Below are 25,075 nucleotides of genomic sequence, written 5' to 3'. Positions count from 1 at the left end.
GGGCGACCCCGAGGGGTGGGCCCGCACCGGCGGTCTCGAGTGCGGTGGTGCGTTGAATACACATCCGTATCCGATACAGGAGTGTATCCTCATCGCATGGCCACCGCCAACGCAGACCAGGGCAAGCCGCGCTCCCACCGCCGGCAGGCCACCCGGGACCGGCTCCTCGCCGCCGCCGCGGAGGTCTTCGCCGAGCGCGGCTTCCACGGCGCCAGCGTCGAGGACATCTGCGAGCGCGCCGGCTTCACGCGGGGGGCGTTCTACTCGAACTTCACCGACAAGGACGAGCTCGTCACGGAGCTCTACGCCCAGCACGCGCGACGGCTGCGGACGGCCATCGCCGAGGTCGCGTCGCAGCCGGGACTGACCCTGCCCGCGCTGCTCGACGCGGTCGTCGACGTGTGGGCGGGCGACCCGGAGGAGCGTCGTCGCTGGCACCTGCTCACGACCGAGTTCGGGCTGCACGCCCTGCGCGACGAGCAGGCCCGGCGCGCCTGGGCGGCGATCCAGGCCGACGTCCGCGCCGGCCTCGGCGAGGTCGTCGACGGCATCGTGCGCGACCACGGCCTGCACCCCACCCTGCCGACCGACCGCTTCGTGCGCCTCGTGACGATGGTGCTGCAGGGCGGCCTGGCCCAGCACCTGCTCGAGCCGGAGCGGGTCGGGCCGGGTGAGCTCGAGCGGGAGTTCCTGCCCCTGGTGACCGGCGCAGCCACCGGCGGCCCGGTGCCGGGCCGGGGCAGGCGCACCGGCCGCTAGCCTTCCGCCATGGCGAAGGCACCCTCCCTGGTCGACGTCGTCCCGCAGCGGCCGGCGGACCGCGCCTGGCTGGACGAGGCGGTCCGCCGCATCCAGGCCGACGCCAACCGCAGCGCCGACACGCACCTGATCTCGGTGCCGGTGCCCGGGCTGCCGGGGATCGACCTCTACCTCAAGGACGAGTCGACCCACCCCACCGGCAGCCTCAAGCACCGGCTCGCCCGGTCGCTGTTCCTCTACGCCCTCTGCAACGGCGAGCTCCGCCCGGGCACCACCGTCATCGAGGCCTCGAGCGGCTCGACTGCGGTGTCCGAGGCGTACTTCGCCCGCATGCTGGGCCTGCCCTTCGTCGCGGTCATGGCCCGCACCACCAGCCCCGAGAAGATCGCCCTCATCGAGCGCGAGGGCGGCCGCTGCCACCTCGTCGACGACGCCGCCGAGGTCTACGAGGTCGCGCGCCGGCTGGCCGACCAGCTCGGCGGCCACTACCTGGACCAGTTCACCTTCGCCGAGCGCGCGACGGACTGGCGCGGCAACAACAACATCGCCGAGTCGGTCTTCGAGCAGATGGCCCGCGAACGCCACCCCGTGCCGACCTGGGTGGTCGTGGGTGCAGGCACCGGTGGCACGAGCGCCACGATCGGCCGGTTCGTGCGCTACCGCAGCCTGGCCACGAGGGTCTGCGTCGTGGACCCGGAGAACTCCGCGTTCCTGCCGGCGTTCCGCGGCGACGACGACGGGGTGGCGCGCGCGTGGGGGTCGCGGATCGAGGGCATCGGGCGTCCGCGCGTCGAGCCGAGCTTCGTCCCGGCGGTCGTCGACCGGATGATGCTCGTCCCCGACGTCGCCTCGGTGGCCGCGATGCGCTTCCTGGCCGAGCGGACCGGGCTGCGCGCCGGCTGCTCGACGGGGACCAACCTCTACGGCGCCCTGCGCCTCGCCTGCGAGCTGGCCGCGCGGGGCGAGGAGGGCAGCATCGTGTCGCTGCTGTGCGACGGCGCCGACCGGTATGCCGGGACGTACCTGTGCGACGACTGGGTCGCCGAGCGCGGGTGGGACCTGCAGGGTCCGACCGCCACGCTGCGCCGCGCCTGGGACGACGGGGTCTGGGACGAGGGCTGAGCACTCCCCGGTCCGGGACGCCTGGCGCCGGGACCAGCCCACCCCCTGCCGACAGAGCCGCGCCAGAGCCGCGCCAGGTCCGGCTCAGCCGCCGGAGACGGCGTTGACCACGTGCACCGTCGCCGCGGTGGCCACCGGGGTCGCGACGCCCTCGAGCCGCTTGGCGTCCTCGCCGTCGACGAAGACGTTGACGTGCCGGCGGATCTCGCCACGCTCATCGCGGACGCGGCGCGCCAGCACCGGCCACGGCTCGAACGCGCGGTCGAGCACCTCGGACAGCCGCGCCCCCTCCCCCACCTCGACGGGCAGCTCGGCAGCGCCGTCAGCCAGGTCGCGCAGGAGCCCCGGGAGGACCACCCGCACCGTCACGGCAGCGTGACGGCGCGGACGACGAGGACGTCCGGCAGCTGGGTCGCGATCCGCTCGAACGTCTCGCCCTCGTCCGTGGAGGCGTAGACCTCGCCGTTGCGGGTGCCGACGTACAGGCCCGGCTCTTCGGAGGTGTCGGTGCCGGCGGCGTCGCGCAGCACGTTGGTCCAGCTGTGCGGCAGGCCGGTCGTGAGCTCGCGCCAGGTCGCCCCGGCGTCGTCCGAGCGCGCCACCTGGAGCTGCGCGTCCGGGGGGATGCGCTCGCCGTCGGAGGCGATCGGTACGAGCCAGACCGAGTCGCCGCGCGCCGGGTTGGCCACCGCCGTCATCCCGAAGTTGGTCGGCAGCCCCTCCTCGATCGAGGTCCAGGTGACGCCGTTGTCGTCCGAGCGGTAGACGCCCTTGTGGTTCTGCGCGTAGAGCCGGGTCGGCGTCGCCGAGTCGCGCGCGACCTTGTGGACGCACTGGCCGAACTCGGGCCACTCGTCGTGGGGCATGAAGTAGGCGTGGATGCCGGTGTTGCCCGGGTTCCACGAGGCACCGCCGTCCGTCGTGTTGTAGACGCCGCCGGTGCTCATGGCCACGAGCATCGAGTCGGGGTCGGCCGGGCTCGGCAGCACCGTGTGGATCGCTCCCCCGCCGAACCCCTCGCCCCACTGCGGCCGGTGCGGGTGGTCCCACAGCCCGCGGTTCAGCTCGAACGTCTCGCCGCGGTCACCGCTGCGCCACAGCCCTTGCGGCTCGGTGCCGGCCCAGACGACCGCCGGGTCGTGCGGGTCGGCCACGAGCTGCCACGTCGCCTTGAGCGCGGTGTCGGTGTCGGCCGGGAACTGGATCGAGCCGTCGGGGTGCTCGACCCACGTCTGCCCCAGGTCGTCGGAGTGCTGCAGCGACGGCCCCCAGTGCGAGGAGCGGAAGCCCACGAGCAGCCGCGTGGGGTCCTGCCGCGTGTCGAACAGCAGCGAGAGCACCTCGCTCATGAGGAAGTGCGGGCCCTCGAGCCGCCACCCCCGCCGGTCCTCGCTGCGTGCCAGCCACAGTCCCTTGCGCGTGCCGATCCCGACGATGGTCTCGCTCATGGAACCTCAGGATGCCACCGCCGTGCGACAGCGTCACCGGCTTTGGGGCGCAGGCCTCGTTCCTCGGGGATGCAGGCCAGGGACGCGCTAGGGGTGGACGACGTTGCGCAGCGGCCGGCCCGCGGCATACGCCCCCAGCTGCTCCTGGAGCAGCCGGGTGGCGCGCGGCGTGAACGCGCTCGACGCGCCCCCGACGTGGGGCGTGATGAGAACGCCCGGGACGTCCCACAGCGGGTGGTCCTCGGGCAGCGGCTCGGGGTCGGTGACGTCGAGCGCCGCCCGGACCCGTCCGGCGCGGGCGTGCCGCAGCAGGGCGTCGGTGTCGACGACGCCGCCGCGGGCGACGTTGACGAGCAGGGCACCGTCGGGCATCGCGGAGAGGAACGCGTCGTCGACCAGCCCGGCGGTGGCCTCACCGAGCGGGACGATGAGGATGACGACGTCGTGGTGCGGCAGCAGCTCCGGCAGCTCGTCGACGCCGTGCACCGAGCGGACGAGGTCGTCGCCCGCGCGCGCCCTCGACGCCACCGCGGTGACCGTGACCTCGAACGGCGTGAGGCGAGCAGCGATCGCCCGGCCGATCGAGCCGTACCCCACGACGAGCACGCGCTTGTCGGCCAGCGCCGGGTGCATCGTCGTGGGCAGCCAGCGGTGCTCGCGCTGGGCCACGACGAAGTCCGGGACGTCGCGCAGCGACGCGAGCGCCAGGGCCACCGCCAGCTCGGCCGTCGAGGCGTCGTGGACCCCGGCCGCGTTGGCGAGCCGGGCACCCGGTGGCAGCAGGTCGGGGATGCCGTCGTACCCGGCCGTGAGCAGCTGGACCAGGTCGAGGTTCGGCAGCGTCGACAGCACGGGGAGGCGGGGGCCGGCCCCGAGGTACGGCGGCACCACGACGCGCACCTCCTCCGGGCGCGGGTGCGGCTCGGACAGGTCCCACACCTCGAGCTCCAGCCCGGGCACGGGACCCACCGCGTCGACCCACTCCTGCCCCGGCAGCGTCACGAGCACCATGACGGCCACGCTAGCCCGAGCGCCGTGCGCCGGGTCGGGCGCCTCCACCTCGCGCACAATGGGGTATGCCGCCGCGCCCCACCACCCGCGCCGTGCGGGCCCTCGCAGCGGGGTCCGCCGCCGTCGTGGCCCTGCTGGTCGCGACCGGCTGCAGCGGGTCGCCCTCGTCAGACGGGACGGTCACCGCCCCCTCACTGTCGACCACCGCTGCGCGGGACGGCAGCACGTCCGGCACCACCCCGCCGACCAGCGGCGGCACGTCGTCGTCGGGGGCCGGCTCTCCGACCGGCACCTCATCCTCGACCAGCTCCACGGTGACCCGGCCGGCCGTGGTCACCGTGGCCCGCGACCTCGACGTCCCGTGGTCGGTGGCGTTCCTGCCGGACGGCTCGGCCCTCGTCACCCTGCGCGACCGGGCGCAGCTGCTGCACGTCCGCGAGGGGTCGGCTCCCGTGGTCCTCGGCACCGTCCCCGGGGTCGCGCCCGCCGGTGAGGGCGGCCTGTTGGGCGTCGCGGTGTCGCCGACCTTCGCGCGCGACCACCGCGTCTTCGTGTACTTCACCGGGGAGCAGGACAACCGGGTCGTGCGGCTGACGTTCGCCGACGGGAGGGCGACGTCGTTCACGCCGGTGCTCACCGGCATACCCAAGGCCGGGTTCCACAACGGCGGGCGACTCGCGTTCGGGCCGGACGGGTACCTCTATGTCACCACGGGCGACGCGGGCAACCGGCCGGCGGCGCAGGACAAGGGTGCGCTCGGCGGCAAGATCCTGCGCGTCACGCCGGACGGTGCCGCGGCGCACGGCAACCCGTTCGGCACGCGGGTGTGGAGCTACGGGCACCGCAACGTCCAGGGCATCGCGTGGGCTCCCGACGGGCGAATGTATGCCAGCGAGTTCGGCCAGGACACGTGGGACGAGCTCAACCTCATCCAGCCCGGGCGCAACTACGGGTGGCCGGTGGTCGAGGGCCGGGCGGGTCGCGCCGGGTACACCGACCCGCTCGTGCAGTGGCCGACCTCGCAGGCCTCACCGAGCGGCATCGCGGTCGCGGACGGGTCGGTCTGGATGGCGGCGCTGCGGGGTCGTTCGCTGTGGCGGATCCCGTTGCAGGGCAAGGGCGTCGGGACGCCGCAGCGGCTGCTCGAGGGTCGCTACGGCCGGCTGCGCGACGTGGTGTCCGCGGGCGACGGAAGGCTGTGGGTCGTCACGAGCAACACGTTCCGCGGCGCCCCCGGCCCCGACGACGACCGCATCCTCGACCTCGCCGTCTCCTCCCTGCGCTGAGACCGCCCGCTCCCCCATCCCTCGCCGCGCGCCACCCCGCCCCCCGACGCGCAACACGGCAGTTGCTGACGCGAAACGGGGGTTCAGAACTGCCGTTTCGTGCCAGCAACTGCCGTGTTGCGGGGGGAGGGAGTCGTCGAGCCCCAGGGCGCGACCGGGGACTGGGGGGCTGGGGGGCTGGGGGGTCAGCCGAGCTTGGCGAGGATGAGCTCGCGGGCCCTGCCGGCGTCGGCCTGGCCCTTCATCTCCTTCATGACCTGCCCGATGAGCGCGCCCGCGGCCTGGACCTTGCCGTCGCGGATCTTCTGGGCCACGTCGGGGTTGCCCTCGATGACCTTGTCGACGGCCGCCTCGAGGGCGCCGTCGTCCTGCACGAGCTCGAGCCCGCGCGCGTCGGCGACCTGCGTCGGCGTCCCCTCGCCGGCGACCACGCCGTCGAGGACCTGCCGGGCCATCGAGTCGTTGAGCCGGCCGTCACGCACCAGCCCGTCGAGCTCGGCGATGTGCTCGGCCGTGACCCCGAGGTCGGCGACCGCGACACCGTCGGCGTTCGCGCGCCGGGCGAGGTCGCCGAGCCACCACTTGCGGGCGGCCGCCGGGCTCGCGCCGGCCGCCACGGTCTCCTCGATGAGCTCGACCGCGCCGGCGTTCACGACGTCGCGCATCTCGAGGTCGCTGTAGCCCCAGTCGGACTGGAGCCGCTTGCGGCGCTGCGCCGGCGGCTCGGGCAGCGTCGCCCGGAGCTCCTCGACCGTCTCGCGGGTCGGGGCGACGGGCACGAGGTCGGGCTCGGGGAAGTACCGGTAGTCGTCGGCGTCGGACTTGGGGCGCCCCGACGTGGTCACGCCGGTGTCCTCGTGCCAGTGCCGCGTCTCCTGGAAGATCGAGCCGCCGCCGTCGAGGATCGCCGCATGCCGCGAGACCTCGTACCGGACAGCCCGCTCGACCGAGCGCAGGGAGTTGACGTTCTTGGTCTCGGTGCGGGTGCCGAGCGGGACGGCGGCCTGCTCCTCGCTCGTCGGCTCGCCGACCCTCGCGCGCAGCGACACGTTGGCGTCGCAGCGCAGCGAGCCCTGCTCCATCTTCACGTCGGAGACACCCAGCGCGCGCAGCAGGTCGCGGAGGGCACCGACGTACGCGCGGGCCACCTCGGGCGCCCGCGAGCCGGCGCCGGTGATCGGCTTGGTGACGATCTCGATGAGCGGGATGCCCGCCCGGTTGTAGTCGACGAGCGAGTAGTCGGCGCCGTGGATGCGGCCCGTCGAGCCGCCGATGTGCAGCGACTTGCCGGTGTCCTCCTCCATGTGGGCGCGCTCGATCTCGACCCGGAACACCTCGGTGCCGGAGCCGTGCTCGGCCGGGACCTCGACGTCGAGGTAGCCGTTGAAGGCGATCGGCTCGTCGTACTGGCTCGTCTGGAAGTTCTTCGGCATGTCCGGGTAGAAGTAGTTCTTCCGGGCGAACCTGCACCACTCGGCGATCTCGCAGTTGAGCGCCAGCCCGATCCGGATCGCCGACTCGACGGCCTTCTCGTTGACGACCGGCAGCGCGCCGGGCAGGCCGAGGCACACCGGGCAGACCTGGCTGTTCGGCTCGGCGCCGAAGCCGGTCGCGCAGCCGCAGAACATCTTGGTCGCGGTGTTGAGCTCGACGTGGACCTCGAGGCCCATGACCGGGTCGTACCGCTCGATCGCCTCGTCGTAGTCGACGACCTCGTCGGTGACGGTGGTGGTCATCGCGGTCACGCTCCCTTCAGGGCGGTCAGGTCGGGGGCCTGCGTCAGCAGCGGGCGGCCCCAGCTCTGGACGAGCATCCGCTCCAGCGCCGCACCGACGCCGTAGAGCCGCTCGTCCTGGGTGGCGGGCGCGAGGATCTGGATGCCGGTGGGCAGCCCGTCCTCGTCGGCCAGGCCGCTCGGCAGCGACATCCCGGGCACGCCGGCGAGGTTGGCCGGGATGGTCGCGACGTCCTGCAGGTACATCGACATCGGGTCGTCCAGCTTGTCCCCCAGCCTGAACGCCGTGGTCGGCGAGGTCGGGCTGACGAGGACGTCGACCTTGTCGAAGGCCGCGGCGAAGTCGTTCGAGATGAGCCGCCGGACCTTCTGCGCCTGCCCGTAGTAGGCGTCGTAGTAGCCGCTGGACAGCGCGTACGTGCCGAGGATGATGCGCCGCTTGACCTCGTCGCCGAAACCGGCGTCACGCGTCGCGGCCATGACCTGCTCGGCGCTCGGGGCGTCGACGCCCTCGGGCAGCACCCGCAGGCCGTACCGCATGGCGTCGAACTTGGCGAGGTTGGAGGACGCCTCGCTCGGGAGGATCAGGTAGTACGCCGCGAGCGCGTAGTCGAAGCTCGGGCAGGACACCTCGACCACCTCGGCGCCGGCGCCCTCGAGCAGTGCCACCGCCTCGTCGAACCGGGCGCGCACGCCCGCCTGGTAGCCCTCGCCACCGAGCTCCTTGATGATCCCGACCTTGAGCCCGGCGACGTCGGCGCGGCGGGCGGCCTCGACGACCGGCGGGGCCGGCGCGGCGATCGAGGTGGAGTCCATCGGGTCGTGGCCGCCGATGACCGAGTGCAGCAGCGCCGCGTCGAGCACTGTGCGGGTGCACGGACCGGCCTGGTCCAGGCTCGAGGCGAGCGCGACGAGGCCGTAGCGGGAGACGCCGCCGTAGGTCGGCTTGACGCCGACGGTGCCGGTGACCGCCGCGGGCTGGCGGATCGAGCCACCCGTGTCGGTGCCGATGGCCAGCGGTGCCTCGTACGCCGCGACGACGGCCGAGGAGCCACCGCCCGAGCCGCCGGGGATGCGGTCGAGGTCCCACGGGTTGTGGGTGGGTCCGTAGGCCGAGTGCTCGGTGGAGGAGCCCATCGCGAACTCGTCCATGTTGGTCTTGCCGAGGATCGGCAGGCCGGCGGCGCGCAGCCTGGCGACCACGGTGGCGTCGTACGGCGGCAGCCAGCCCTCGAGGATGCGCGAGCCGCAGGTGGTGGGCATACCGCGCGTGGCCATCACGTCCTTGACCGCGATCGGCACGCCGGCGAGGACGTGCAGGTCCTCGTCGCCGGCGGCGCGGCGGTCGTCGACGGCGCGGGCGCCCGCGAGCGCCCCCTCGGCGTCGACGTGGAGGAAGGCGTGCACGGCGCCGTCGACGGCGGCGATGCGGTCGAGGTGGGCCTGGACCAGCTCGACGGAGCTGATCTCCTTGCGGGCGAGGCCGTCGGCGAGCTCCGCGGCGGAGGCGCGGGTGAGGTCGGAAGTCACGGGTGTCCTTGGTCTGTCGGGTCAGTCTTCGTCGAGGATGCGCGGCACCGCGAAGCGCTGCTGCTCCTGGGCGGGCGCGCCCGCGAGCGCTGCCTCGGCGCCGAGGGAGGGGCGCACCTCGTCCGGCCGGGTCACGTTGGTGATCGGCATGGGGTGCGACATCGGCTCGATGTCCTGCGCCGCCACCTCCTGCACCTTGGCCACGGACTCGAGGATGACGCCGAGCTCCCCGACCATGCGGTCGAGCTCGGCATCGGACAGGTCGATGCGGGCGAGGCCGGCGAGGTGCGCGACGTCGTCCCGGGACAGTGCGGACATGCAGCCAGTCTAGGGGCGCTCCGGTGCCGTCCGGTGCTCCACCTGCGCCGGCCGGACCGGTGGCCGCGCCGCCCGGTGACGGTCCGCGAGGTGTCTAGCATCGGGCCATGTCCACCGGCCTGCGTCCTGCCTCCCGGCACGACCGCGTCGTGGTGCGCGCACCGTGGCCGCTGCTGTGGGTCGGCGGACCGGCGGCTGCCGCCCTGTGGGTCGGGATGCTGGCCGCCGTGCGGCTCGCCGTCGCCGAGGGTGACTGGATGGCTCCCTTCAGGGGCTCGGGGATCGGGGCCGTCGGCAGCGTCGTGGGCTGGCTGCTCGTCGCCGGCTTCCTGGTCGTCCTGCCGGTCAGGGTCTGGTACGCCGCGTCCTACCGTGAGGTCCTCGACGCGGACGGCGTGCGCCTGCGGGTGGGGCGGCGACGCACCGACACCTCCCGCGAGCGCGTCGTGTCGATCCGCTACGTCGACGCCTCGTCGGTCGACGGCCGGCAGCGGCCCTCGCGCGTCTTCGTGATGACGCAGGACCACAAGCAGCCGGTGGCCCGCTTCACGGCCCGCGACCGGGGCTGGCGTCCCGCGGTGGGCATCCTGGCGCAGTGGCTGCAGCAGCGACCCGAGCTCGCCGCCGACGCCCGGACGCGGGAGTTCTTCGAGCCGCACCTCGACACCCAACCCTGACCGCGACGTGACGCAGCACTCATGTCCGCGGTGCGACCACCCGTCCTAGGGTGGTGCCCATGGACGCCGCCCTGCCGACCGAGCTGTTCACCGCCATCGACCACGTCGGCGTGGCCGTGCGCGACCTCGACGAGGCGATCGCCTTCTACCGCGACACCTTCGGCATGGAGCTCGCGCACGAGGAGGCCAACGAGGAGCAGGGGGTCCGCGAGGCGATGATGGCGGTCGGCGGCAGCGGTTCGCACGTGCAGCTCCTCGCGCCCCTCACCCCCGACTCCACCATCGCCAAGTTCCTCGAGCGGTCCGGCCCCGGTGTGCAGCAGGTGGCCTACCGCGTCGAGGACGTCGAGGCGGTCGGCCAGGTGCTCCGCGACCGCGGCCTGCGGCTGCTCTACGACGAGCCGCGCCGGGGCACCTCCAACTCCCGGGTCAACTTCATCCACCCCAAGGACGCCGGCGGGGTGCTGGTCGAGCTGGTCCAGCCGGCGCACGAGACGCACTGACCCCTCAGGACCTCCGGCCCTGACCGGCGCCCGGCGGGTCAGGGACGCTGGACGCCTCTGCACGACCGACCCTCGGAGGCCGCATGTCCAGCCCAGTGCAAGCCCGTGAGGCTCCCGGCCGCCCGGCCCCGCCGACCGCCGTCCCGCCTCGAGAGGTCGTCGCCGCCGTGGCGGGCAGCGCGGCCCAGACCGCGCGCCTCGTCGCCGCCGGACGGCTGCGCCAGCCCGAGGACCTGGTCGGCACCCGGCTGCGCTTCCGCGACGGCACCCGCTCGATCATCTTCCGCACCACGGAGACGGACCACTCCTCCCCCGGCGTCGAGCCCGCGGTCCTGCAGGTGCAGTTCCGCCTGCGCTGGATCGGCGAGCGCCGCGCCCTGCACCGCGTCTTCGTGACGACCTGCGTGGTCAACACGCCCCTGTTCGCCGGGTTCCCCGGCTTCGTGCGCAAGCAGTGGATGGTCGACCCGGAGACCTTCGTCTACCGGGGGCTGTACGACTGGGACGGTGCGGACCGAGCACGCTGGTATGCCGACCGGCTCTGGCGGGTTCTGGCCCTCGTCGCCGTGCCGGGCTCGATCGACTACCTCGTGGTGCCGGGGCTGGGCGTCGACGACGTCCTGCGCGACGGGAGCCGCCTGCAGCGGCCGGAGGCCCGCTCCTCGGGCGTCGCCGCCGCCCTGTGGTGGGAGCTGGCCGGGTAGGCGCGATGGTCGCGGGACGGGCGTCCTCCGCCGAGCTCGACGTGCTCGTGGTCGGCGCCGGGCCGACGGGCCTCACCCTCGCGCTCCAGGCGGCGGCCCACGGTGCGCGGGTGGCCGTCGTCGACCGGCGCGACGGCACGGCCCGGCCCTCGCGGGCGCTGGTCGTGCACCCGAGAACCCTGGAGCAGCTGGCGCCCCTGGGCGCGAGCGAGCTCCTCCTGCGCTCCGGCCGCTCCCACCTCGACGCCGTGCTGCACGCCGGGGGCCGGGACGTCCCCGTGCACCTCGGCGAGCTCCCGTTGCCCGACACCGCGCACCCTCGGCTGCTGCTGGTGACGCAGGCCGCGGTCGAGGCGACGCTGCTCGAGCTGCTCACCCGGCGCGGGGTCCCGGTGCGCTGGGGCGTGGACGTCAGCGGCACCGCCCCGGACCCCGACCGGGCCGGGACGGTCGCGCTCGACCGGCAGGGCGGCATCGTCGCCACGGCGACCTTCGTGGTCGGGTGCGACGGGGCGGACAGCACCGTCCGGGCCGCTGCGGGCATCGGCTTCCCGGGACGGCCCTACCGTCACCCGGTCGTGATCGGCGACGTCGAGCTGGGGGCGCCCCCTGCTCCCCCCGGAGCACACGTCTTCGCCGGGCGCGACGGCATTCTCTTCCTCTTCCCCGCCGGTGAGCGAGCCACCTGGCGGGTGGTCGTCGCCGGCCCCGGCCCGCGCCCCGCGGCGCGCTGGCACCGGCCGGCCCGGCACCGGCAGGCCCCGCACCGGCTGCCCGCGACCGGGCCGGGCGACGACCCGGACCGCGCGCTCGCCGGGCTGGTCCACTCGTTGTCCGACGGGGCGGTCTCCGTCCGGGACGTGGCCTGGGCCGACCACGTGCCGCTGCGCCACCACCTGGCCGACTCCTACCGTCGCGGCTCACTGCTCCTCGCCGGCGACGCCGCCCACGTCCACAGTCCCGCGGGCGCGCAGGGCATGAACACCGGGATGCAGGACGCCTGCAACCTCGGGTGGAAGCTGGCCCTCGCCGCCAGCGCCCCACCGGGGACGAGCCGGCTGCTCGACAGCTACGAGCGCGAGCGCCGCCCGGTCGCCCGGCTCGGCATCGGCTGGACCTCGGTGGCCTGGTGGGGCGAGTCCTCGCCCGACCCCGTGGCCCGCGCGCTGCGCCGGGCCGTCGTGCCCGCGGTGGCGCCCGGCGTCGCCCGGCACCTCGAGGCGATCGCCCCCGGGGTGCGGCTCGTCACCGGCCTGGCGCTGAGCTACCGCCGGCGTGCCGTCCCCGTCGCGCCGCCGCTCTCGGGCGTCGTCGGTCCCCGGCTGCGCGTCGGGGACAGGCTCCCGGACCTGCCCCTCGACGGCCCCGCCCAGGTGGACGACCCGTCCGGCGTACCGGCGCGTCCACACCGGCTGTACGAGCTGCTCGAGGGGACCGGCCACCACCTGCTGCTGCTCGGGGACGGCCCGGCCCCAGCCCCCGACCCCGACCTGCCGGCGGGCTGGGTCCGCGAGGTCCGGCTGCCCCCGGGCCGCGGGGCCGCCGAGCTGCGCCGTCGGCTCGGCCCGGCCGGTCCCACCTGGTGCCTCGTGCGCCCCGACCGGTACATCGCCGGCATCGGCAGCGGGTGAGCCACGTCACCGCGTGACCGGAGTCTCACTCCCTGCCCCGATCGCCATACCCACCAGTAGTTTCGCTGCATCCGTGCAGCCCGACGCCGAGGAGCAGCTCATGCAGGAGATCCGCGACGCCATCCTCTCCGGGGACCGGACCGAGCAGACGTATGCCGGCCTGTCCATCCCCGAGTCCTACCGCGCCGTGACGGTGCACAAGGACGAGGTGGGGATGTTCGAGGGCATGGCCACCAAGGAGAAGGACCCGCGCAAGTCGTTGCACCTCGACGACGTGCCGGTCCCCGAGCTCGCACCGGGTGAGGCCCTCGTGGCCGTGATGGCCAGCGCCATCAACTACAACACCGTGTGGACCTCGATCTTCGAGCCCGTCTCGACCTTCGGCTTCCTCGAGCGCTACGGCCGCACCTCCGAGTACGCCAGGCGCCACGACCTGCCCTACCACGTGGTCGGCTCCGACCTCGCCGGTGTCGTCCTGCGCACCGCACCCGGCGTCACCAAGTGGAAGCCCGGCCAGGAGGTCGTGGCCCACTGCCTGTCGGTCGAGCTCGAGGACGCCGACGGCCACAACGACACGATGCTCGACCCCCAGCAGCGGATCTGGGGCTTCGAGACCAACTTCGGCGGCCTCGCCGAGCTCGCGATCGTCAAGTCCAACCAGCTCATGCCCAAGCCCGCCCACCTGTCGTGGGAGGAGGCGGCCTCGCCCGGCCTGGTGAACTCCACGGCATACCGCCAGCTGGTCTCCAAGAACGGCGCGCAGATGAAGCTCGGCGACCGCGTGCTCATCTGGGGCGCCTCCGGCGGCCTCGGCTCCTACGCCACCCAGATGGCGCTGGCCGGTGGCGCGACGCCCGTCTGCGTCGTGTCCTCGCCGGAGAAGGCGCAGATCTGCCGCGACATGGGAGCCGAGCTCATCATCGACCGCAGCGCCGAGGGCTACCGGTTCTGGAACGAGGACAACACCGCGCAGAACCCCAAGGAGTGGCAGCGGCTCGGCAAGAGGATCCGCGAGCTCACGGGCGGCTACGACGTCGACATCGTCTTCGAGCACCCGGGCCGCGAGACCTTCGGCGCCAGCGTCTACGTGGCCCGCAAGGGCGGCACGATCGTGACCTGCGCGTCGACGTCGGGCTACCTGCACGAGTACGACAACCGCTACCTGTGGATGAACCTCAAGCGGATCGTCTCCTCGCACTTCGCCAACTACCGCGAGGCGTGGGAGGCCAACGAGCTCATCAACCGCGGCCTGATCCAGCCCACCCTGTCCAAGACGTACGCGATGGACGAGGTCGGGCAGGCCGCCCTCGACGTCCACCGCAACGCCCACCAGGGCAAGGTCGGCGTGCTCACCCTCTCCCCTGAGGAGGGGCTCGGCGTCACGGATCCCGAGAAGCGCGAGGCGTTGCTGCCGCAGATCAACCGGTTCCGCAACACCTGACCGGGGTTCCCGGCGGGGACGGCACCCCCGCCCGCCGGGAACCGGTGCCGCAGCGTCGTGGCGGATCCGTCCGCCGGCCCCTGGTGCCCTAGGCTCGGCGGCATGTCAGTGCTGTACCGGTGGAGGGAGTTCCGGCGCAGCCAGCGCGCAGCGCTGGAGGCGAGCTACCACTCCCACGAGGGGGAGCAGACCCCTGTCCCCGCCGACCTGCTGACCGACGTGCTGCCCGGCCTGCGGCAGCAGCCCGAGTCACCCGGGGGCGAGGACCTGACCGGCGCAGCGAGCACCTCCGACGACGCCGCCCCGGAGACGGACCTCCCCTCGGACGGCCAGCGCTTCGGGCGGGCGGGGCGCCCCCTCAACCGCCAGTCCCCGTTCTACATGGGTTTCGTCGGCGCCATCGGGGTGCTGGCGGCGCTCCTGCTGTGGCACACGCTCGGACGCCTGGGCACGGTGCTCACCATCCTCGTCATCTCGTTCTTCCTCACCCTCACCCTGAACCCGGTGGTCGAGACGCTCACGCGGCGCGGGGTGAAGCGCGGCGGCGCCGTCGCCATCGTCTTCGCCGGGCTGGTGGTCGTGTTCGCGCTCCTCGGCGTGGTCGTCGTGCCGCCGGTCATCACCCAGGGCGGGCAGCTGATCCAGCAGGCGCCGGACTGGCTCGACCAGATCCTCAAGAGCCGCTGGGTGCAGGACCTCGACAAGCACTACGACCTCGTCGACAAGATCCGCGCCGAGTTCAACAAGAAGATCACCGACAGCGGCTTCCTCAGCTCGGTCTTCGGCGGGGTCCTCGGGGTGGGGGCCGCGGTCGTCGGCGGCATCTTCCAGGCCTTCACGGTCCTGGTGCTGACGCTCTTCCTGCTCGCCTCGCTCCCCAGGGTCAAGCACGCGGCCTACGCCGTCGTCCCCGCCTCGCGCCGCGCGCGGGTGATGTCGCTGTCCGAGGAGATCATGCGGCGCACCGGCTCCTACGCCATCGGGCAGATCGCCGTGGCGACCGTGAACGCCGCGTGCTCGTGGATCATGATGACCATCGTCGGGATCCCGTATGCCGCGGTGCTGGCCGTGTCGGTGGGCTTCCTCGGGCTGGTCCCCATGGTGGGCGCGTCGCTGGGGGCAGCGGTGGTCTGCCTGGTCGCCGTCTTCGACGAGCCGCGCAAGATGTTCATCGCGCTCGCGTACTACGTCATCTACCAGCAGATCGAGAACTACGTCGTCGCGCCGCGGATCATGCAGCGCACGGTGTCGGTGCCCGGCGGGGTCACGGTGGTGGCCGCCCTCGCGGGTGGCACGCTGCTCGGCGTCCTGGGGGCGCTGCTCGCGATCCCGGTGGCTGCCGGCCTGCTGCTGCTCTACGAAGAGGTCCTGCTGCCGCGCCAGCGCCGGCACTGACCCCGGCCCGTCAGCCGTCGGCCCGGGCGTCGCGCTCAGGCGGGGTGAGCAGGGCGGGGGTGCCCGCGCCGGCCGAGGAGCTCGTGCCAGCGCACCCGGTGGCCCGTGATCACGAGCGCGCGACGGTAGACGGCGGCGCCGGCGACCACGAGCAGGAGCGCGGTCCACGCCGTCACGCCCATGGCGGCGACGAGCTGCCACACCGGCACCTCGCCGGCCGCCCACCGGATGGGCATCGCCATGGGGGCGCTGAAGGGGAACAGGGAGATGGCGGTGCTCCAGCCGCTGCCGGGGTCGCCCATCACGACGATGATGCTCAGCAGGTAGCCGAACACGAGCACCGTCGTGACCGGGGCGACGGCCGCACTGGCCTCGGTGACCTTGTCCACCAGCGCGGCCGACGCGGCGAAGAGGAACGCGTAGAGCACGAACCCGAGCAGGAACCACCCGATGGCCAGCGCCAGGTCGCCGCTCGCCACGGCGGTCAGACCGACGTAGCCCAGCCGGACGGCCACGGCCAACGGCACGCAGAGCACCAGCAGCTGGGCCAGGGTGGCCAGGCCCACCGCCGAGACCGTGCCGACGAGGACCTGGCTCGGGCGCAGGACGGCCAGCAGCACCTCGGACACCCGGGTCGACTTCTCGACGGCGACCGCCGTGGCGATCGCGCTGCCCGCGAAGGTCAGCGCCAGGTACAGGGCGATGCCCACCCCGAACCCCACCGCGGCGCGCTCCTCGTTGCCGACCCGGGCGACGGGTACCTGCTGCGGCGGTCGCACCGCGGCCAGCTGGGCGAGCTGCGCCTCCGACAGCCCCGCGGCCCGCAGGCGAGCCGTGGCCTCGAGCGACACCACGGCCTGGGAGACGAGCGCCGGGAAGGTCTGGTCCGTCTTCGTGGCGGTGAACAGCGTGCCACCGGCGAGACCCGCGCTGGCGTCCCCGTCGCGTACGGCCCGGCGCACCGCGTCCGCGTCCGCGCGCGCGGTGTACTGCACCGTGAAGTCGCCACGGGCCGCCGCAGGGGCGAGCGCGGCCCGCAGCGGCGCGGGCGCCTCCCCCACCGTGGCGAGGGTGTAGGACACCTTCTGGTCGAGGATGAGACGCGGCACCATCACCGCGGCCGCCGAGGCGAGCAGCAGCGCCGCGGTGACGAGCCGGTAGGTGCGCGAGCGGAACGTCTCGAGCAGGCTGCGCTGCCCGACCAGCAGGGTTCCCCGCCACCAGGTCACCGGTGCACCTCCTGCAGCGCCGGCTCGGCGTCGACCGCCGCCAGGAAGAGCTCGGAGAGGGTCGGCAGCTCGAGCCCGAAGTCGAGCACGGGCCCGCGGGCCCGCGCTGCGTCCAGGACGCGGAGCGGGTCCACGCCCCGCGGCACCGAGAGGCGCAGGTCGTCGGCATGGTCGCTGATCACCCGCACGCCGTCGAAGGACCTCAGCCACTGCCGGTCGGGTGACTCCACCTGCAGCCGCAGCCTGCGCTGGCCGGAGGCGGCGCGCAGGTGCGACACCGTCCCGGCGAGGACGGTGCGCCCGTGCTCGACCATGACGATGTCCTCGCAGAGGTCCTGCACGAGGTCGAGCTGGTGGCTCGAGAAGAGGACGAGGGCGCCGGCGGCAGCGCGCCGCCGCAGCATCAGTGACAGCTGCTCGACCGCCACCGGGTCCAGCCCGGCGAACGGCTCGTCGAGCACGATGACCTCGGGTCCGTGCACGAGCGCGGTCGCGAGCTGCAGCCGCTGCTGCATGCCGCCGGAGAGCCGGTCGGTGCGCTCGTCCCACCGGTCCCCCAGCTCGAGCTCGGCGAGCAGGGAGCGCGCGCGCTGCTCGGCCTCCGCGCGGCCGAGGCCGTGCAGCCGGCCGAAGTGGACGACCTGGGCGCCGGCGGGCATCGCCGGGTAGAGCCCCCGCTCCTGCGGCATGTAGCCCCACGACCGCCTGTCGTGCACCTCGCGCAGCGGCGTGCCGTCGAGCCGGACCTCGCCACCGTCCGGCTGGAGCACCCCCAGCAGGACCCGCATCAGGGTCGTCTTGCCGGCGCCGTTCGGTCCCAGCAGGCCGGTGAGGCGCCCGGGCGACACGGCGCACGACACCCCGTCGAGGGCCACCCGGTCCCCGAAGGCGTGCCTGACGCGGTCGACCCGCAGTCCCTCCGCCACCCGTCCACCGTCGGCGTCGCACGACGGCCACGACAGGGCCCAACGTCCCACCCAGTGCGACGCCCTGCTCGCGCTCGGCCACGCGGCCCCGTAGCACGCGGGTCTGTGCACACACCTGCGTCTGGCTGCGCGCAGATCCGCTCAGCGCTCACTGGGACGGAGATGTGTGAGCAGAGCTCCGGTCACCGCCCGTCAGGGGGATCCGCGGCCGGGGCAGGCCGTCTCAGCGGTAGGAGCCGGTGGCATGCCGCCGGCCGCGTGCCTCCCAGCAGGTGGTGTGCCAGTGCCGGCGGTCGTCCAGGCCGCCCAGGCCGTCAGCCGGCCACGCGACCACGTGCGGGGTGCCCGTGGGGATCGTCTGCTGGCAGCCCGGGCACAGGTACGCCCGGGTCGACCCCTCACCCGAGACGCGGCGCACGAACCACTCGCCCCCGGCATACGACTCGCGGCGCGGGGCGCCCCCGACGGCCCGCTGCAGGTTCAGCGGGGCGTCGTCGCGGCGACGGCGGTTGGCTCGGGGCACGGTGGCGATTCTCCCAGAGCCGGGACGCGGCCGCGGAGCCTGGCCAGCGCCTTGTGCGCCGTGACGCGCACGGACACCGCCGAGCAGCCCAGCACCTCGGCGATCGCCGCGTCGGGCAGGTCGTCGTAGTAGCGCAGGACGAGCACGGCCCGCTGGCGCGGCGTGAGTGTGGCGAGCAGGGTCCACATCTCGTCGCGGTCCTCGGGGCTCGCGGTGGCCCCGGGGCGCTGGGCGACCCGGTCGGCGGTGACGAGCTCGTGCGACACCACCTCGCGACTGGACCGCCGCCGGCGGCTGGACACGAAGATGTTGACCATGACCTTGCGGACGTAGGCGTCGGCGCTGTCGGCCCGCTCGACCCGCCCCCAGTGGACGAGCACCTTGGCCACGGTGTCCTGGACGAGGTCCTCGGCGTCGTGTCGGTTGCCGGTCAGCGACAGGGCCGCCGCCATGAGCCTCGGCAGCGCCGCGTCGACGTACGCCTCGGCGGAGGCCGCGACCCGTTCACCCCTGCGCAGGATCCCCACGGGTCAGCGCCCCTTGGCGGCCGGGAGGCCGCTGGAGGCGACGCCTGCGGTGAGTATGCCGTTGAGCCGGACCGCCTCGGCCCTCGCCTGGTCGGCCGGCAGGTTCGACACCACGACCGAGACGATGAGGTCGCCGACGCGCCGGGAGGCGAGGAAGGCGGTGTGGCCGGGTGCCGTGCTGTGCGACAGCCAGGTCGTGGCCGGGTCCTGCCCCATCCAGGTGTCGCGCTGCTGGTCGGGCATCCAGGCGCACCGGCCCCGGTCCTGCTGCAGCTCGGCGAACCGCGCGGCACCCGTCCCCTTCGCCCAGCCCGTCACGCTGAACGTGACGGAGGGGTCGGGACCGTTCCCGTCGCCCGCCCAGGCGTCCCGCTGGGCCCCCGCGACCGGTCCCGGCTTCGCCTCGCGCTCGGCCCGGTCGGCGAACCCGCTGAGGTCGCAGACCTGGGCCCCAGGGGCGGCCGGTGTCCCTGTGCCCGTCAGTGCGTCCCCGTGGTAGGCCAAGCCGTGCCCCAGCTGGTCCGCGGTCGGGAAGACGTCACCGATCTCGTACGCCGGCGCCGCGAGCACCGGTACCTGAGCTGAGGCTCCCGGCGCCGACGCGTCGTTCGGGGCGCTTGCGCTGGACCCCAGGACCTTGCCCAGGGCCGGCGGGAACCCCGTGGAGACGAGCTGCTGGGCGGACTGGCGGGCCAGCGCCGTCGCGACCCGCGTGGCCTCGGCGGCACCGTCCGCCCGCGCGGACCCGCCGACGAGCACGTCGCCGACCAGGACGACGGCGAGAGCCAGGTGCCGGCCGGGCGTGGCCTTGTCGGCACCGGTGAACAGCACCGAGTCGACCCCGCCACCGTTCCAGTCGGCGTACTTCAGCTGCTTCTGCGGCAGGCAGGGCAGGGTCAGCTCGCGCAGCTGGATCATGGCATCGAGCCCGGTGCCGGTGGTGAAGCCGACGAGGCCGAGCCCGGCGGCATACGACCCGGGGTGGCTGGTCGAGGCGAACTGCCACGTCCGCCCGGCCACCGGCTGCCGCCGGTCGGGGTGGGCGTCGAAGGCGCAGACGCCCGCGACCCCGACGAGGTCGGCGTCCTCGAACGAGAGCTGCTTGGCTGCACCGGGGGCCGGGACGGTCGGGCTGCCCGGCGTGACCACCTCCGGACCGAGGGTCAGCGGGATGAGCCCGGCGGGCGGGCTGCCGGGCAGCGCGTCGGGGAAGCGGTAGGCGAAGGACCCCGTCCCCGGCACCAGCTGCTGCCACGCCCGGACCGACCCCGCGCCGCCCTCGCGGACGGCGGAGGGCCCCGCGGGTGCGAGCCGCGCCCCGACCCCGAACGGACCGGTCCCCACGACCAGCGCCAGCACGGCGGCCGCGACCAGGCCCGTGGCTCCAGCGCCTTGCAACGCTGCCCGGCGCCGCCGCAACCTCGTGGCGCGAGCGAACGCGCCGGTGCGCACGGCGTCGAGCCCCGGGCCGGTCCCGACGCCGTCGCGGGCGTCGGCGAATGTCTGGCGCAGCAGCGCCTCGAGCGGCTCCTCGTCGGTCCTGGCCATGGCTCCCCCTCCGGTGCGGGAGCCGCGGCGCGCCTCCTCACCCGTCCTGACGCGCCGTCCCCCCGTCCGCGTTACCCGCGGGCGACAGGGTATGCCGGGGTCAGGCGTAGGTACGGAAGCCGCGGCCGGTCTTGCGGCCGAGGTAGCCGGCGGTGACGAGGTGCTCGAGCAGCGGGGCGGGGGCGAAGCCGGGCTCGCGGAACTCGAGGTAGAGCTCGCGCTGGATGGCGAGCGACACATCGAGGCCGACGACGTCGAGCAGCTCGAACGGCCCCATCGGCAGGCCACAGCCGGTCTTCATCGCGGTGTCGATGTCGTCGGCGCTCGCGTAGTTGGCCGACAGCATCTTCACCGCGTCGTTGAGGTACGGGAAGAGCAACGCGTTGACGATGAAGCCCGAGCGGTCGCCGCACGACACCGCCTGCTTGCCGATCTTCGCGCAGAGGTCCTGCACCGTGGCGACGACGTCGGCGTCGGTCGAGACGGTGTGCACGACCTCGACCAGCTTCATCACCTGGGCGGGGTTGAAGAAGTGCATGCCGATGACGTCCTGCGGCCGCGTGGTGGCGGCGGCGAGCTCGACGACCGGCAGGCTCGAGGTCGTGGTGGCGAGGATCGCTCCGGGGCGCACGATCTCGTCGAGGTTCTCGAACAGCGCCTGCTTGACGGCGAGGTCCTCGACGACGGCCTCGACCACGAGGTCCGCGCCGGCGAGCGACTCCAGCGACGTCGACCCGGTGAGCCGGCCGAGCGCCTCGTCGCGGGCCTGCTCCTCGAGCTTGCCGCGCTGCACGGCCTTCTCGAGCGAGCGGGTGACACCGGCCGTGACCGCATCCACCTTGGCCTGGCTGCGGGTGACGTAGGTGACGTCGTAGCCGGCCTTGGCGAAGACCTCGACGATGCCCGTGGCCATGGTGCCGGAGCCGACGACGCCGACGGTGCGCACCGGCCGCAGGGTGGCGCCGGACTCCCCCACCGGACGCGGCGTCAGCGCGTCCTCCACGACCGCGGACGAGCCGGGCTCGGCATACGTGTAGAAGCCACGGCCGCTCTTGCGGCCCTTGAGGCCGGCACTGACCATCTGCTTGATGATCGGGCTGGGGGCGTGCAGGCGGTCACGGCCCTGCTTGTACATCGTGTCGAGGATCTCGTAGGCCGTGTCGAGGCCGATGAGGTCCATGAGGGCGAGCGGGCCCATCGGGTAGCCGCAGCCGAGCCGCATGGCCGCGTCGATGTCCTCGCGGCTGGCGTAGCGCGACTCGTACATCGAGACGGCGTGGTTGAGGTAGCCGAAGAGCAGGGCGTTGGCGATGAACCCGGCCTTGTCGCCCACGACGACCGGCTGCTTGCCGAGCCGCTGGGCGAGCGCCTTCACGTCCTCGAAGACCTCGTCCTCGGTGACGACGGTGCGCACGACCTCGACGAACTGCAGCACCGGGGCGGGGTTGAAGAAGTGCATGCCGACGACGCGCTTGGGGTTGCTCGTGGCGACGGCGATCTCGGTGACCGACAGGCTCGAGGTGTTCGTGGCGAGGACCGCCTCGGGGCCGACGATGGCGTCGAGCTTGCCGAGGACCTCCTTCTTCAGGTCGAGGTGCTCGGGGACCGCCTCGACGACGAGCTCGCAGTCGGCGAGGTCGTCCATGCTCGAGGTGAAGTGCACGCGCGAGTGCAGCGCCGACTGGTCCTCGGTCGAGAGCTTGCCGCGGCTGACCGCGCGCCCGGTCGAGTGCTCGAGGACCCCACGACCCTTCTCGACCGCCGCGTCGTCGACCTCGACCGCGACGACGTCGATGCCGTTGCGCGCGAACACCTCGACGATGCCGGCACCCATGGTGCCGAGACCGATCACTCCGACCTTGCTGAACTTCCGAGCCATGCGGGCGAGTCTCCCAGACGGTGGAGGCGCCCGGGACCCCCGGGCGCAGTGACGGTCGACACCCGCGCGCGGACGGTCGACGCCTGCGCGGGGACGAGCCACAGGAGCGGGGTATGCCGTTGCCCCGCCTCAGCGCAGCGACGTCACCACTCGTGGCCGGCGCCGATGAGGGCCGACTCCATGTGGAACCGCTGCTCGCGCGACAGGCCGCGGATGGCCGGTGGGACGGGGATGTCCACCGCTCGGCAGTAGTCGCGCAGCGCGTGGTCGTACGCCAGCCGGGCCGCCATGAGGCGCTCGGCCTTGTTGGGCAGGTCGGACTGGTCCACGTAGCGCACGTGGCGGGCGAGCCGGTCGAGCTCGAGCGCCAGCAGGACGGGTGGGATCGGCTCGGGTGCGCCCCGTCGGGCCGCCAGCCAGGCCTGCCACCGGTCGACGACGGGTCGCAGCAGCGGGGGCGTCTGCCCCATGACCGCCCAGTGGATCCCCCTGCCGGCGCACCACACCAGGGCACACAGGCCACCCAGGCCTGCCACGTAGCCCAGGACGACCGACATCTGCACTCACCTCTGAGTCAGAGTGTGCGCCGCCCGGGATCGCCACGCAACGGGCCTTCGGTCCCGGGCGGGGTCGCCGGCCTGGCCGCCCGTAGAGTGGCGCCTCGTGCGGCTCGTCATTGCGAAGTGCTCGGTGGACTACGAGGGCCGGCTCTCGGCCCACCTGCCCCTGGCCACCCGGCTCCTGCTCGTCAAGGTCGACGGCTCGGTGCTCGTCCACAGCGACGGCGGCTCCTACAAGCCGCTCAACTGGATGTCGCCGCCGTGCGCCATGGCCGAGGTGACCCCCGAGGCGCACGAGGCGGCCGACGGCGTCAGCGCCGTCTGGGTCGTCCAGCACGCCAAGTCCGAGGACCGCCTGCGGGTGCTCATCCACGAGGTGCTGCACGACTCCTCCCACGAGCTGGGCGTCGACCCGGGGCTCATCAAGGACGGCGTCGAGGCGCACCTGCAGAAGCTCCTCGCCGAGCACATCTCCACCCTCGGCGAGGGCTGGACCCTGGTGCGCCGCGAGTACATGACCGCCATCGGCCCCGTCGACATCCTGTGCAGGGACGCGCACGGCGGCTCGGTCGCCGTCGAGATCAAGCGCCGCGGCGACATCGACGGCGTCGAGCAGCTCACCCGCTACCTCGAGCTGATGAACCGCGACCCGCACCTGGCACCGGTGACCGGGGTCTTCGCCGCCCAGGAGATCAAGCCTCAGGCGCGCACGCTGGCCACCGACCGCGGCATCCGCTGCGTCACCCTCGACTACGACGCGCTCAAGGGCATCGACACCAGCGAGCACCGCCTCTTCTGAGCGCGCGGGCTCAGACGACCGAGCGGTCCACCGACCCCGGCCAGCAGCGCACCGCGAACCCGTCGCCGTCGACGGCGACCTCGGCGATCCCGCAGTTGGGCAGGAACGCCGCCGCCGCCAGGTCGGCGCGCACGGGCCCGTCGATCCGGGGCAGCACGAACGACATCACTCCCCCGTGGCTGAACACGAGCACGGTCTCGCCGCGGTGCTGGTCGGCGATCGAGAGCAGCGCCTCGCGGTAGCGCGCGACGACCTCCGCACCTGTCTCGCCCCCGGGGATGAACCGCCCGAGGTCCCCGTGCATCCAGGCCTTGAACACGGACATGAGCTCGGGGTCGTCGTGCGGGCGCCCGGCCAGGGCACCCACCGAGAACTCCTCGAGGCCCTCGACGACCACGCTGTCCACGCCCAGCACCTGCGCGGCCACGGCCCCGGACTCCACGGCGCGCTGCAGCGGGCTGGTGTGCACCCGGGCGACGTTGCGGCCGCGCAGCGACTCCGCCAGCGCTCGGACCTGGTCGCGGCCGTGCTCGCTGAGCCAGCCGCCCTCGTCCGACAGCACGGATGGGTGGCCGTACTCCGCGTCGCCGTGGCGGGCGACCAGCAGCGTCGCCGGGCAGTGCAGGTCGCTCATGCCCCGAGCGTATGCCGCGCACGGGCCGCGAGGGCAGGCCCCAGCGCAGGGAGGCCTCAGCGGAGGGCGAGCAGCGTGAGCAGCCGAGCCGCCTCGGCCCGGACGGCGTCGCGCGCGGGAGCCAGGTACTTCCGGGTGTCCACGACCCGGGGGTCCGCGTCGAGCACACCGCGGACCGCCCCGGTGAAGACGCCCTGCAGGTGGGTGGCGATGTTGACCTTGGTCATGCCGGCCCCGACCGCGGCGCGCAGCCCGTCGTCGTCGACACCGGACGACCCGTGCAGCACCAGCGGCACCGGCACCTGCTCGCGGATGGCGCGGACGAGTCCGAGGTCCAGCGCTGCGGTCCGTTCGGTCATGGCGTGCGAGGTGCCCACGGCCACCGCGAGTGCGTCGACACCGGTGTCCGCGACGAACCGGGCCGCGTCGCCCGGATCGGTCCGCGCGCCGGGCGCGTGGACCCCGTCCTTGCCGCCGATCTCGCCGAGCTCGGCCTCGACCGCGACCCCGGCAGCGTGGCACTCGGCGACGACCTCGCGGGTCTGGGCCCGGTTCTCCTCGTCGGGCAGCGTGGACCCGTCGAACATCACCGACGTGAAGCCCAGGCGAAGCGCCTGCGTGACGAGGTCTCGCGACGTGGCGTGGTCGAGGTGGAGCACGACCTCGGCCCCCGACTGCTCCCCCAGCGCGCGCGTCGCCGCGGCGAGCGGCGCCAGCGAGCCGTGCCAGCGCACGGTGTTCTCGCTCACCTGGAGCACCACCGGCAGGCCGGAGTCCTCCGCCGCGCCGACGAGGGCCTCGGCGTGCTCGAGGTGGATGACGTTGAACGCGCCGACCCCTCGCCCCTCGTCCCTGGCCCGGGCCAGCACCTCCGTCAGTCCGACCAGCAC

Annotated in this window: 25 protein-coding genes; 10 read left to right on the top strand and 15 right to left on the bottom strand. The window is 73.8% G+C overall.

Going from position 1 to position 25,075, the window contains the following annotated elements:
* The first annotated feature begins 96 nt into the window (after positions 1–96).
* Together ACYVDO_RS12365 and ACYVDO_RS12360 are read left to right on the top strand one after the other, a co-directional pair.
* The gene (locus ACYVDO_RS12365; RefSeq protein ID WP_460936259.1) at positions 97–759 is read left to right on the top strand and encodes a TetR/AcrR family transcriptional regulator; all 663 of its coding nucleotides are present in this window, start codon (positions 97–99) and stop codon (positions 757–759) included.
* Between the two features lie 9 nt (positions 760–768).
* Positions 769–1,881 carry a PLP-dependent cysteine synthase family protein gene (locus ACYVDO_RS12360; RefSeq protein WP_460936256.1) on the top strand — a complete coding sequence of 371 codons (1,113 nt, stop codon included), beginning with the start codon at positions 769–771 and terminating at the stop codon, positions 1,879–1,881.
* 84 nt (positions 1,882–1,965) lie between these two features.
* Here ACYVDO_RS12360 and ACYVDO_RS12355 read toward each other — a convergent pair whose 3' ends face one another.
* From ACYVDO_RS12355 to ACYVDO_RS12345, 3 genes are all read right to left on the bottom strand, one after another.
* Complete coding sequence (locus ACYVDO_RS12355) at positions 1,966–2,244, bottom strand: MoaD/ThiS family protein (RefSeq protein WP_460936254.1); 279 nt, start codon at positions 2,242–2,244, stop codon at positions 1,966–1,968.
* A gap of 2 nt (positions 2,245–2,246) precedes the next feature.
* The gene (locus ACYVDO_RS12350) at positions 2,247–3,329 is read right to left on the bottom strand and encodes a WD40/YVTN/BNR-like repeat-containing protein (protein WP_460936252.1); all 1,083 of its coding nucleotides are present in this window, start codon (positions 3,327–3,329) and stop codon (positions 2,247–2,249) included.
* An 87-nt stretch (positions 3,330–3,416) separates the two neighbouring features.
* Positions 3,417–4,340: a 2-hydroxyacid dehydrogenase gene (locus tag ACYVDO_RS12345; protein WP_460936250.1), complete on the bottom strand. Its 924-nt coding sequence runs from the start codon at positions 4,338–4,340 to the stop codon at positions 3,417–3,419.
* Between the two features lie 65 nt (positions 4,341–4,405).
* Between ACYVDO_RS12345 and ACYVDO_RS12340 the strand changes: the two genes are divergently transcribed.
* Positions 4,406–5,626, top strand: a complete 1,221-nt coding sequence (locus tag ACYVDO_RS12340) for a PQQ-dependent sugar dehydrogenase (protein ID WP_460936248.1) — start codon at positions 4,406–4,408, stop codon at positions 5,624–5,626.
* 185 nt (positions 5,627–5,811) lie between these two features.
* On the opposite strand, the gene gatB is transcribed toward ACYVDO_RS12340, so the two are convergent.
* From gatB to gatC, 3 genes are read right to left on the bottom strand one after another with little or no spacing between them, the layout of a single operon-like run.
* A complete protein-coding gene (gene gatB, locus ACYVDO_RS12335) occupies positions 5,812–7,362 on the bottom strand; it encodes an Asp-tRNA(Asn)/Glu-tRNA(Gln) amidotransferase subunit GatB (protein ID WP_460936246.1) in 1,551 nt (516 codons plus the stop codon).
* A 5-nt stretch (positions 7,363–7,367) separates the two neighbouring features.
* Positions 7,368–8,891 carry an Asp-tRNA(Asn)/Glu-tRNA(Gln) amidotransferase subunit GatA gene (gene gatA, locus ACYVDO_RS12330; RefSeq protein ID WP_460936244.1) on the bottom strand — a complete coding sequence of 508 codons (1,524 nt, stop codon included), beginning with the start codon at positions 8,889–8,891 and terminating at the stop codon, positions 7,368–7,370.
* 21 nt (positions 8,892–8,912) lie between these two features.
* Positions 8,913–9,209 carry an Asp-tRNA(Asn)/Glu-tRNA(Gln) amidotransferase subunit GatC gene (gene gatC, locus ACYVDO_RS12325; protein ID WP_460936242.1) on the bottom strand — a complete coding sequence of 99 codons (297 nt, stop codon included), beginning with the start codon at positions 9,207–9,209 and terminating at the stop codon, positions 8,913–8,915.
* 107 nt (positions 9,210–9,316) lie between these two features.
* On the opposite strand from gatC, the gene ACYVDO_RS12320 reads away from it, so the two are divergent.
* From ACYVDO_RS12320 to ACYVDO_RS12295, 6 genes are all read left to right on the top strand, one after another.
* The gene (locus tag ACYVDO_RS12320; protein WP_460936240.1) at positions 9,317–9,886 is read left to right on the top strand and encodes a hypothetical protein; all 570 of its coding nucleotides are present in this window, start codon (positions 9,317–9,319) and stop codon (positions 9,884–9,886) included.
* 59 nt (positions 9,887–9,945) lie between these two features.
* Positions 9,946–10,389, top strand: coding sequence for a methylmalonyl-CoA epimerase (gene mce, locus ACYVDO_RS12315; protein WP_460936238.1), 444 nt, complete (start codon positions 9,946–9,948; stop codon positions 10,387–10,389).
* A gap of 83 nt (positions 10,390–10,472) precedes the next feature.
* A complete protein-coding gene (locus ACYVDO_RS12310; RefSeq protein ID WP_460936236.1) occupies positions 10,473–11,093 on the top strand; it encodes a hypothetical protein in 621 nt (206 codons plus the stop codon).
* A 5-nt stretch (positions 11,094–11,098) separates the two neighbouring features.
* Positions 11,099–12,724, top strand: a complete 1,626-nt coding sequence (locus ACYVDO_RS12305) for an FAD-dependent oxidoreductase (RefSeq protein WP_460936234.1) — start codon at positions 11,099–11,101, stop codon at positions 12,722–12,724.
* 100 nt (positions 12,725–12,824) lie between these two features.
* Positions 12,825–14,165: a crotonyl-CoA carboxylase/reductase gene (ccrA, locus tag ACYVDO_RS12300; protein ID WP_460936424.1), complete on the top strand. Its 1,341-nt coding sequence runs from the start codon at positions 12,825–12,827 to the stop codon at positions 14,163–14,165.
* Positions 14,166–14,267: 102 nt separating this feature from the next.
* Positions 14,268–15,560, top strand: coding sequence for an AI-2E family transporter (locus tag ACYVDO_RS12295; protein WP_460936232.1), 1,293 nt, complete (start codon positions 14,268–14,270; stop codon positions 15,558–15,560).
* A gap of 35 nt (positions 15,561–15,595) precedes the next feature.
* Here the strand turns inward: ACYVDO_RS12295 and ACYVDO_RS12290 are convergent, their stop codons facing one another.
* From ACYVDO_RS12290 to ACYVDO_RS12260, 7 genes are all read right to left on the bottom strand, one after another.
* Entirely contained in the window at positions 15,596–16,789 is a 1,194-nt protein-coding gene (locus tag ACYVDO_RS12290; protein WP_460936230.1) for an ABC transporter permease, read from the bottom strand.
* A complete protein-coding gene (locus ACYVDO_RS12285; RefSeq protein WP_460936228.1) occupies positions 16,786–17,715 on the bottom strand; it encodes an ABC transporter ATP-binding protein in 930 nt (309 codons plus the stop codon). The genes ACYVDO_RS12290 and ACYVDO_RS12285 overlap by 4 nt, the downstream gene beginning before the upstream one ends.
* A gap of 223 nt (positions 17,716–17,938) precedes the next feature.
* Positions 17,939–18,238, bottom strand: coding sequence for a hypothetical protein (locus ACYVDO_RS12280; RefSeq protein WP_460936226.1), 300 nt, complete (start codon positions 18,236–18,238; stop codon positions 17,939–17,941).
* Positions 18,196–18,765, bottom strand: a complete 570-nt coding sequence (locus ACYVDO_RS12275; protein WP_460936224.1) for a SigE family RNA polymerase sigma factor — start codon at positions 18,763–18,765, stop codon at positions 18,196–18,198. The genes ACYVDO_RS12280 and ACYVDO_RS12275 overlap by 43 nt, the downstream gene beginning before the upstream one ends.
* A 3-nt stretch (positions 18,766–18,768) precedes the next feature.
* On the bottom strand, positions 18,769–20,313 hold the full coding sequence (locus ACYVDO_RS12270) for a hypothetical protein (RefSeq protein ID WP_460936222.1): 1,545 nt from the start codon (positions 20,311–20,313) through the stop codon (positions 18,769–18,771).
* 100 nt (positions 20,314–20,413) lie between these two features.
* Complete coding sequence (locus tag ACYVDO_RS12265) at positions 20,414–22,192, bottom strand: 3-hydroxyacyl-CoA dehydrogenase family protein (RefSeq protein ID WP_460936220.1); 1,779 nt, start codon at positions 22,190–22,192, stop codon at positions 20,414–20,416.
* 143 nt (positions 22,193–22,335) lie between these two features.
* Entirely contained in the window at positions 22,336–22,749 is a 414-nt protein-coding gene (locus tag ACYVDO_RS12260; RefSeq protein ID WP_460936218.1) for a hypothetical protein, read from the bottom strand.
* Positions 22,750–22,855: 106 nt separating this feature from the next.
* Here ACYVDO_RS12260 and nucS point away from each other — a divergent pair, with 106 nt between their 5' ends.
* On the top strand, positions 22,856–23,551 hold the full coding sequence (nucS, locus tag ACYVDO_RS12255; RefSeq protein ID WP_460936216.1) for an endonuclease NucS: 696 nt from the start codon (positions 22,856–22,858) through the stop codon (positions 23,549–23,551).
* A gap of 10 nt (positions 23,552–23,561) precedes the next feature.
* Here the strand turns inward: nucS and ACYVDO_RS12250 are convergent, their stop codons facing one another.
* Positions 23,562–24,185: a histidine phosphatase family protein gene (locus ACYVDO_RS12250; protein ID WP_460936214.1), complete on the bottom strand. Its 624-nt coding sequence runs from the start codon at positions 24,183–24,185 to the stop codon at positions 23,562–23,564.
* Positions 24,186–24,241: 56 nt separating this feature from the next.
* Positions 24,242–25,075, bottom strand: coding sequence for a class II fructose-bisphosphate aldolase (locus tag ACYVDO_RS12245; protein WP_460936212.1), 834 nt, complete (start codon positions 25,073–25,075; stop codon positions 24,242–24,244).

Source organism: Phycicoccus ginsengisoli, from assembly GCF_054779295.1.
Note: the sequence above shows the minus strand (reverse complement) of the source record. Positions and strands in the feature narration are given on the sequence as shown.

Bases quoted from the DNA above. Each gene is read 5' to 3' on its own strand.
- ACYVDO_RS12365 (WP_460936259.1), top strand. From the start codon at position 97: ATGGCCACCGCCAACGCAGACCAGGGCAAGCCGCGCTCCCACCGCCGG.
- ACYVDO_RS12360 (WP_460936256.1), top strand. From the start codon at position 769: ATGGCGAAGGCACCCTCCCTGGTCGACGTCGTCCCGCAGCGGCCGGCG.
- ACYVDO_RS12350 (WP_460936252.1), bottom strand. From the start codon at position 3,329: ATGAGCGAGACCATCGTCGGGATCGGCACGCGCAAGGGACTGTGGCTG.
- ACYVDO_RS12345 (WP_460936250.1), bottom strand. From the start codon at position 4,340: ATGGTGCTCGTGACGCTGCCGGGGCAGGAGTGGGTCGACGCGGTGGGT.
- ACYVDO_RS12340 (WP_460936248.1), top strand. From the start codon at position 4,406: ATGCCGCCGCGCCCCACCACCCGCGCCGTGCGGGCCCTCGCAGCGGGG.
- gatB (WP_460936246.1), bottom strand. From the start codon at position 7,362: ATGACCACCACCGTCACCGACGAGGTCGTCGACTACGACGAGGCGATC.
- gatC (WP_460936242.1), bottom strand. From the start codon at position 9,209: ATGTCCGCACTGTCCCGGGACGACGTCGCGCACCTCGCCGGCCTCGCC.
- ACYVDO_RS12320 (WP_460936240.1), top strand. From the start codon at position 9,317: ATGTCCACCGGCCTGCGTCCTGCCTCCCGGCACGACCGCGTCGTGGTG.
- mce (WP_460936238.1), top strand. From the start codon at position 9,946: ATGGACGCCGCCCTGCCGACCGAGCTGTTCACCGCCATCGACCACGTC.
- ACYVDO_RS12310 (WP_460936236.1), top strand. From the start codon at position 10,473: ATGTCCAGCCCAGTGCAAGCCCGTGAGGCTCCCGGCCGCCCGGCCCCG.
- ACYVDO_RS12305 (WP_460936234.1), top strand. From the start codon at position 11,099: ATGGTCGCGGGACGGGCGTCCTCCGCCGAGCTCGACGTGCTCGTGGTC.
- ccrA (WP_460936424.1), top strand. From the start codon at position 12,825: ATGCAGGAGATCCGCGACGCCATCCTCTCCGGGGACCGGACCGAGCAG.
- ACYVDO_RS12295 (WP_460936232.1), top strand. From the start codon at position 14,268: ATGTCAGTGCTGTACCGGTGGAGGGAGTTCCGGCGCAGCCAGCGCGCA.
- ACYVDO_RS12270 (WP_460936222.1), bottom strand. From the start codon at position 20,313: ATGGCCAGGACCGACGAGGAGCCGCTCGAGGCGCTGCTGCGCCAGACA.
- ACYVDO_RS12265 (WP_460936220.1), bottom strand. From the start codon at position 22,192: ATGGCTCGGAAGTTCAGCAAGGTCGGAGTGATCGGTCTCGGCACCATG.
- ACYVDO_RS12260 (WP_460936218.1), bottom strand. From the start codon at position 22,749: ATGTCGGTCGTCCTGGGCTACGTGGCAGGCCTGGGTGGCCTGTGTGCC.
- ACYVDO_RS12250 (WP_460936214.1), bottom strand. From the start codon at position 24,185: ATGAGCGACCTGCACTGCCCGGCGACGCTGCTGGTCGCCCGCCACGGC.